1 protein-coding gene is annotated in these 1,699 nt (G+C 69.6%); it reads right to left on the bottom strand.

Features of this window, described 5'->3' with window-relative positions; all coding sequences use genetic code 11:
- Positions 1-132: 132 nt before the first annotated feature.
- Entirely contained in the window at positions 133-1,584 is a 1,452-nt protein-coding gene (locus ACFW2E_RS46420; RefSeq protein ID WP_384478093.1) for a hydrolase, read from the bottom strand.
- Between the last annotated feature and the right edge of the window lie 115 nt (positions 1,585-1,699).

Genomic DNA, 1,699 nt, shown 5'->3' with positions numbered 1-1,699 from the left:
ACCACCGCCCGGCCGCCGCCGGGCGCCCCCGCCCGGGGGGGGGGGGTGACCGGTGGGACCCCGGCGGCGCACACGGTCGCGCCCGGTTGACCCCATGGGCCCGGCGGGGTCGTCCCGCCGGGCCCCGTGGGGTCACCCGACGTTCAGTGCCGTGTCGTCGATGACGAAGGACGTCTGCAGGGTGGAGCCCTCGGTCCCGGTGAACTTGAGGGTGACGGTCTGGCCGGCGTAGCCCGCCAGGCTGAAGCTGCGCTGGGTGTAGCCGCTCGCCGCGTTCAGGTTCGAGTAGGTCGCCAGGGTGCCCAGGACGGTCCCGGAGCTGTTGAGGACCTGGACCTTGAGCGTGTCGTACGCGGTGCTCGTCGAGGTCTCCGCCGTGTCGACGTGCAGATGGAAGCTCAGGGCGGCGGTGGTGCAGGCGGACGGGATGGTCACCGCCTGGGAGAGGGTGTCCGTGGTGGCGGTGCCGTAGCCGTCCAGCCAGGCGTAGTACGAACCCGTACGGGCCGACTCACTGCTGGAATCGGTGATGACGCCGCTGCTGGCGCTCCAGGTGGTGTTGCCCGACTCGAAGCCGTTGTTGCCCAGCAGCTGGGCGGCGGTGCAGGTGCCGGAACCGCCGCCACCCCCGCCGCCGGTACCCGAACCCGCCAGCCACGCGGTGGCGTTGAGGGCGAGGGCCGCGTTGGTGGCGCCGGAGTCGTTCCAGCCGTCGTACAGGGTGTTGCCGGACTGGCCGGTGCCGTCGTCGATGGGCGAGCTGTCGCCCCAGAAGGCGACACGGCCGCTGCCGAAGGTGCTGGTGGCGAAGAAGGCACCGGTGTTGCCGGAGTAGCCGGTCCGGTAGAGCAGGCCCTTGACGGCCGAGTTGTCGGCGGGCCTGAGCGTGGCGGTGGTGCCGCTGGCGATCAGGCTCTTGGTGACGGTGCCGAAGGAGCCGTGCAGGACCGGGTCGGTGCTGTCGCTGATGGCCGACGGGTAGTCGGAGCCGATGCTCAGCGAGTCGATGGAGAAGCCGAACGGGTCGGTCGGGTCGACGCTGTTGTTCGTCATCAGGTCGTTCAGGATCTCGACCGCGTCGTAGCCGTCGTTGTTGCGGTCGGCGCCGGTGTGGTCCGAGATCATGAACAGGCCGCCGCCGTTCTTCACGAAGGTCATGATCGCCGTCTTCTCGGCGGTCGTGAACATCGTGTTCGGCTCGGGCAGGACCAGTGTGTCGAAGTTGGACAGGTCGGTCGTCGCCGAGCCGCCGTAGCTGAGGCCGGAGCCCGACGGCAGCGTCTTCAGGCTGTAGCTGCCGGTCTTCTGCAGGGCGATGCCCCAGGACGACAGGGCGCCGGTCCAGTCCGTCTCCGAGGACGGGGAGGAGTTCTGGCCGAGCGGGTCGGGCTGGCTGGTGGAGATGATCCAGTCGGCGTTGCCGGCCGTCTCGGCGTGGGCGTTGTCGAACAGGATGCGGTGGGTGGTGGCCGCGTGGGCGGGGGTGGCACTGGTGCCGACCTGGAGGGCGGCTCCCGTGACGAGCAGCCCGAATCCGGCCAGGGCAGTGGTGAGTCTGCGGCGGAATCTTGTGGATCCAAGCATCCGGCGAACCTCCGTGAGCGGTGGGGTAGAGGCGGTGCGGGCGCCAAGTCTGCGCGCGTAGAACCTGGTTGAGGGTTCTACACGCGTCGAACGGTTGAAAGGTACATGGCATGAC

Source organism: Streptomyces sp. NPDC058964, assembly GCF_042741275.1.
In the GTDB taxonomy this organism is placed as follows: domain Bacteria; phylum Actinomycetota; class Actinomycetes; order Streptomycetales; family Streptomycetaceae; genus Streptomyces.
This window is presented reverse-complemented; position numbering and strand designations above follow the sequence as displayed.

Excerpts from the sequence above, each read along its gene's own strand:
- ACFW2E_RS46420 (WP_384478093.1), bottom strand. The coding sequence starts at position 1,584 with ATGCTTGGATCCACAAGATTCCGCCGCAGACTCACCACTGCCCTGGCC.